The sequence below is a fragment of the Flavobacterium aurantiibacter genome (genome assembly GCF_002251775.1).
Classification (GTDB): Bacteria; Bacteroidota; Bacteroidia; order Flavobacteriales; family Flavobacteriaceae; genus Flavobacterium; species Flavobacterium aurantiibacter.
Map to the genome: position 1 here is coordinate 1 of NZ_NOXX01000059.1, position 6230 is coordinate 6230.

Sequence of the window (6230 nt, forward strand, 5' to 3'; positions counted from 1 at the left end):
ACAACCTTTTTTCTTTAGCCTTTTTTACAGTCCCAATTGGTATTATTCAACCATTTAGCTGTTTTCTGACTGCAATTTTAAATCGCACTCAGGTTAATAAAAAAACCGACACTTTTCAGTATCGGTTTCTGTATAAAAACGAGTTTCTTTTTATAATTCGAGGGCTTTCTGAGCGTCGCCGTTCATTAATAATTCGAGCGGATTTTCGAGCGCTTCTTTAACAGCTACCAAGAAACCAACCGACTCGCGGCCGTCGATAATGCGGTGATCGTACGAAAGTGCCACGTACATCATTGGGTGAATTTCGACCTTGCCGTTTACAGCAATTGGGCGCTCAATGATGTTGTGCATACCTAAAATACCCGATTGCGGTGGGTTGATGATGGGTGTGCTGAGCATGCTTCCGAAAACGCCGCCGTTAGAAATGGTAAACGTTCCGCCGGTCATGTCGTCTACGGTAATTTGCCCGTCGCGAGCACGTAGCGCCAAACGTTTAATTTCGGCTTCGACACCTCTAAATGTTAAGTTTTCGGCGTTGCGAACTACCGGAACCATCAAACCTTTGGGTCCGCTTACTGCAACTGAAATATCGCAGAAATCGTACGAAATTTTATCGTTTCCGTCGATCATCGAATTTACATCCGGATAGAGTTGTAAGGCGCGCACAACCGCTTTTGTAAAAAACGACATATAACCGAGGCTTAATCCGCCGTGTTTAGCCTTAAATGCGTCTTTGTATTGGTTGCGAATGATGTTTATTGGCGTCATGTTTACCTCGTTAAAGGTGGTAAGCATGGCGGTTTCGTTTTTAGCGGCCACCAAACGCTCGGCCACCTTGCGGCGCAACATAGATAATTTGGTTCGTGATGAGCTGCGGTTTCCACCGGTTGGCGTTCCCATGCTTGCAGGCGCGTTTACGGCGTCGTCTTTGGTTATACGGCCGTCTTTTCCGGTGCCTTTAATGGCAGTTGGGTCGAGCTGACGCTCTTCAATAATTTTACGAGCTGCTGGCGATGGCGTTCCTGAGGCGTAAGTTGGTGCAGCTGCGGCTGGTGCGGCGGGCGTTTCCACTTTAGGTGCCTCTGCTTTTGGAGCTTCGGCCTTTGGTGCCTCGGCTTTCGGAGCTTCAGCTGCTGCTCCGGCTGCTGGTTTTGCTGCTGAGGTGTCGATCAGACAAACTACGGCACCCACGGCTACAGCGTCGCCTTCGGCTGCTTTTAGGGTAATGATACCGCTGGCTTCTGCCGGAAGCTCGAGTGTTGCCTTATCGGAATCCACTTCGGCAATTGCTTGATCTTTCTCGACGTAGTCGCCGTCTTTTACCAACCAAGTTGCAATTTCAACTTCGGTGATTGATTCGCCCGGAGAGGGCACTTTCATTTCTAGGATATTGCTCATTGCGTTACTCTTCAAATTTTAATATTGATATCTGGGATAAATTTAACTAAATAAATTCTTGTCGAAAACCATAGCAATAGCCGCAGCATGACGTTTTTTAGAACGCGCGTAGCTTCCTGCCGCTGGTGCGCTGTATGCTTTTAGCGAAGCCAATCGGAGTTTAATCCAATTGAAATGCATGAGCATAAAGCTGTAAGCACCCATGTTTTTCGGTTCTTCTTGTGCCCAAACGTAATCGTCGGCATTCGGATACGAAGCAATAATTTCCTTTAATTGCTCGGTGGCAAGCGGGAATAATTGTTCGATACGTACCAGCGCTACGTCGTCTCTGCCTAAGGCTTCGCGCTCGGCAACTAAATCGTAATAGAATTTTCCGGTACAGAACACCAAGGATTTTACCTTTGATTTATCTGCATTTGGATCGTCGATTACTTCTTGAAAACGACCGTTTGCCAATTCATCTAACGAAGAAACTACAGCAGGATGTCTGAGTAAACTCTTAGGTGTAAACACGATTAATGGCTTGCGGAACGACGTTTTCATTTGTCGGCGTAACAAGTGATAAAAGTTTGCCGGCGTGGTACAATCGGCTACATACATGTTTTCGTTGGCGCACATTTGTAGGTAGCGCTCCATACGTGCCGAGGAGTGTTCGGCGCCTTGTCCTTCGTAGCCGTGAGGCAGGAGCATGACCAAACCGTTTTGGTTGTTCCACTTGTCTTCGGCAGCCGAAATGTACTGGTCGATCATAATTTGCGCACCGTTGCTGAAATCGCCGAATTGTGCTTCCCAAATGGTCAGTGTTTTCGGACTTGCAAGTGCGTAACCATAATCGAAACCAACAACTCCGTATTCAGACAAAAGTGAGTTGTAAATTCTGAATTTACCTTTTGCCGCATCGCCTAATTGGTGTAACGGCATTACTTCTTCCTCAGAGTCTTCCACTTTTACCACGGCGTGGCGGTGCGAGAATGTTCCGCGTTCAACGTCTTGTCCGGAGATGCGTACGTCGAAACCTTCGGTATTTAAGGTAGCGTAAGCAAGTAGTTCGCCCATAGCCCAATCGAGCTTGTCGTTGGCAATCATGTTTTTTCGATCGCTGAACAGTTTTGAAATCTTGCTAATGAATTTTTTATCTGCAGGAAGGTCTGTAATTACTTCGGCAACTTGTCGGAGCGATTCTCGGTTGTACGTGGTATCTACAACTTCGAGCATTTCCTTCTGATTCGCTTGCTTAAAGCCTTCCCATTCGTTTTGCATGAAAGGCGTAATGATGGTCAGATCTTTCTTGCGTGAAGCTTCCAGATTTTCTTCTAAAACGGCTTTGTATTGCTCTTCTAAGCCTTTTACAAAACTGCTGTCGATAAGTCCGGCGGCAATTAGCTGTTCGGCGTAGATGTCGCGCGGATTTTTATGTTTTGCGATAATTTTATACAACTTTGGTTGTGTGAATCGCGGTTCGTCGCCTTCGTTGTGTCCGTATTTACGGTATCCAAGAACGTCGATAAAAACGTCGCTTCCAAAGGTCATTCGGTAATCAAGCGCAAATAACATGGCGTGCACTACAGCTTCGGTATCGTCGGCATTCACGTGAAGAACGGGCGAGAGTGTTACTTTGGCCACATCGGTACAGTAGGTCGAGCTTCGTGCATCCAAATAATTGGTGGTAAAACCAACTTGGTTGTTAATTACTACGTGAATGGTTCCGCCGGTTTTATAGCCGTCGAGTTGTGCCATTTGTACGATTTCGTAAACAATACCTTGTCCGGCAACGGCCGCATCTCCGTGTAGGGCAATTGGCAATACTTTTTTGTTGTCGTTTGGATAGTATAGATCTTGTTTTGCACGTGCAATACCTTCAATTACGGCACCAACAGTTTCAAGGTGCGAAGGGTTTGGTGCTAGGTTGATGTTAATGCTTTTTCCGGATTTGGTTTGGCGGTCGGAGGTAAGGCCGAGGTGGTACTTCACATCGCCGTCAAAAAGCGCATCGTCGTCGTAGTCTTTTCCGTCAAATTCCGAGAAAATATCTTGGGTTGGTTTGCCGAAGATGTTCGCCAATACGTTTAGTCGGCCGCGGTGTGCCATTCCCATAACGAATTGTTCCACACCTTTTTCTGCGGCAGCTTCGATAAGTGCGTCTAAGCCAGGAATTACCGACTCGCAGCCTTCGAGTGAGAAGCGTTTCTGACCCACATATTTGGTATGCAAAAAGTTCTCAAAAGAAACGGCTTCGTTTAGTTTGGTAAGTATGTGTTTTTTCTGATCGGTATCGAATTTAGGCTGGTTGTCGTTGTAACCAATTTTATCTTGAATCCACTGGATTACTTCGGGATTTCGGATATACATGTATTCAACACCAATCGATTTACAATAGATGTTGTCGAGGTGTCCGATGATTTCACGCAAGGGGCAAGGCGCAATTTTTATGGCTTTTGCCGCATCGAAAACAGTGTCTAAGTCGGCGTTTGAAAGGCCGTAATTTTCAAGTGCGAGTGTTGGCGAATAGGTTCTGCGTTCGCGAACGGGATTGGTTCGTGTGAATAAGTGTCCGCGTGTGCGATACGCATCGATGAGTTTCAGAACGTTGAATTCTTTTTGAAGCTTATCTGAAATGGCCGAAACATCTTCGTTTGCCGCGGCGTAAACTATTTTTTCAACAGTTTGCTCGTTGCCGGCGGAGCTTAATCCGAAGTCGAAACCTTGAAGGAAACTTCTCCAACTAGGCTCAACGCTATCGGGGTTTTGTAGATATTGTTCGTATAAATCGCCAAAGAAAGCGGTGTGTGCAGCATTTAAGAATGAAAACCTATCCATAATTTGGGAACAATCACTATTGTTAAAAAATGTTGTGCAAAAGTACGTCTTTATGCGGTAATTGACTGCGATACTTTACTTTTATGGCATAAAATTATCTTAAAAGTGAAGAATTCGAAATTGCTTCAGTGGAGTACACTTCTATTTGCGTTCTTTTTCGTCGTATCGAGCTTTGGTCAGAAGCAAGATTTGCCTGAATCTGAGGTTGAATTTTGGGATCGCGTACAATTTGGTGGTGGCGCCGGTTTGGCGATTGGTTCCGAGTTTACGTCGGTTTCCCTTTCTCCACAGGCGATTTATACGTTCAACAAATATGTTGCCGGAGGGCTTGGTTTAAACGCGGGCTACATACGAGAGCGAAATTTTTACGAGGCGCAAAATTACGGTGTGTCCATTATTGGTTTGGTTAGCCCTTTTCCGGCAGTGCAACTTTCTGCCGAGCTAAATCAAACGAATTATACTTTCAAGTACGAAGATCGTATGCGTTTTCGCGAACAATTTTGGGACACTGCCTTATTGCTTGGTGCGGGTTACAGTAACGGAAGTATGACCATTGGTTTGCAATACGACGTACTTTACGATTACGATCGGTCAATAAACGGAAGTCCGCTTATGCCATTTATTCGCGTATTTTTTTAAAGCACGTTTTAAATTTAGTTTTGGCTGCACGAATGGTAACCAAATTAGTTAGCAGGAACCAATTCTTTTGGTTAAGGTTTAATGTAAAATATTCGTTTAGAGCGGTTTATACATTTTCAAACACATCAATCACGCTCATCTGCAAGTCGGGAAATAAGCGGCTTTCAATTTGTTGATTGATACCAAAAGGTTGTAAACCAATGTAAGTTCCGTTAACCAAGCTATACACCAGAACTATTTTTTCGGTTGGTTCAACAATCCAATATTCCAAGACTTCGGCCTCTTGGTAAAGCTTAAATTTGGTATCAATATCGTGCTTGCTGTTGTTTGGTGAAATAATCTCAATAATCAGGTCTGGCGCACCTTTACAACCTCTGGCATCTAGTTTCGATGCATCGCAAACCACACACAAATCGGGTTGCACTACCGTGGTTTCCTTGCTTTCCGATTTTAAAGGCAACCGCACATCGAACGGAGCTGCAAAGAATCGGCACGGTTTTTTTTTGAAGTTTCGAGCCAAGGCCACCGACAAGTTCATCGAAATAGTTTGATGCACCATGCTAGGCGCCGGACTCATTTGGCGGATGTATCCTTTAATTAACTCGACGCGTTCAGAGAATTGCCAAAGCAAATAGTCGGAATAGGTATATTTTTTCGTTAAGTCAAGCTCGTTAAAATGGTTTACAACACTTGGCATACCAATAACAATTTAGTGTGCTAAAGTTAAGAATAAACAAGAAAAAATCTCGAGAGCGATGAAAAATTATCATCAAATCACCGATTCTAAAAAGTTAAAAATCGGCGTAATTTTAAAGATTCCAACGCCCAATTAATGGTTGTTTTTTTGCTATCTAGTTAAATCAAAAATTAAACGCCCGCACGATAATTTTTATTTGGGCAGCACCCGCCGCACGTTTAGTGGAATGGGGTTGCGGCGGGTCGGGCATTCTGCTGCAATGGCGCTTGCTTCCGCCGTTTTTGGTAGCGGCTTGTCGGCGCTTCTGTTAGTCGCACGCCAAACCACACCAAAAATAGGCGGCACCGGCACGGCATTTCCGCGTCATTCCCTGCTGCGGGGGTATCATCGCTGCCGAAGGCTGATTGGAAAGACATTTTATAGTATTAAGATGGGAGTATTAAGTATTAAGACTTTGATGCGTTCACCACTTAACGTGTCGTTGTAACCAACTAAACCACATAACGTCGGTGCCTGGGCCTGTCGAAGGCAGCTTATCGAAGGCAGCGTTGCGGACATCGTGAAGAACTTTATGAAACTTGGTGCTCCCTAAATCTTTCAATCTTTCAATCTCGAAATCTCTGAAAATTACGGTTTTTCCGTAAAATTTATTTCTGGGAATTTTGTACGTGGGAATCGC

Annotated in this window: 5 protein-coding genes; 1 reads left to right on the forward strand and 4 read right to left on the reverse strand. The window is 44.7% G+C overall.

What is annotated here, in order from left to right:
* Positions 1-150 precede the first annotated feature (150 nt).
* Together odhB and CHX27_RS00685 are read right to left on the reverse strand one after the other, a co-directional pair.
* Complete coding sequence (gene odhB, locus CHX27_RS00680) at positions 151-1398, reverse strand: 2-oxoglutarate dehydrogenase complex dihydrolipoyllysine-residue succinyltransferase (RefSeq protein ID WP_094484863.1); 1248 nt, start codon at positions 1396-1398, stop codon at positions 151-153.
* A gap of 42 nt (positions 1399-1440) precedes the next feature.
* Positions 1441-4215, reverse strand: a complete 2775-nt coding sequence (locus CHX27_RS00685) for a 2-oxoglutarate dehydrogenase E1 component (protein WP_094484864.1) — start codon at positions 4213-4215, stop codon at positions 1441-1443.
* 105 nt (positions 4216-4320) lie between these two features.
* On the opposite strand from CHX27_RS00685, the gene CHX27_RS00690 reads away from it, so the two are divergent.
* A complete protein-coding gene (locus CHX27_RS00690) occupies positions 4321-4854 on the forward strand; it encodes a hypothetical protein (protein WP_243388926.1) in 534 nt (177 codons plus the stop codon).
* Positions 4855-4960: 106 nt separating this feature from the next.
* Here CHX27_RS00690 and CHX27_RS00695 read toward each other — a convergent pair whose 3' ends face one another.
* Together CHX27_RS00695 and CHX27_RS15645 are read right to left on the reverse strand one after the other, a co-directional pair.
* Positions 4961-5551 (reverse strand): Uma2 family endonuclease, encoded by a 591-nt coding sequence (locus tag CHX27_RS00695; RefSeq protein WP_094484865.1) that lies wholly within the window; start codon positions 5549-5551, stop codon positions 4961-4963.
* 463 nt (positions 5552-6014) lie between these two features.
* Positions 6015-6230, reverse strand: a 216-nt coding sequence (locus CHX27_RS15645) for a hypothetical protein (RefSeq protein WP_207758908.1), incomplete at its 5' end; no start/stop codon positions are given.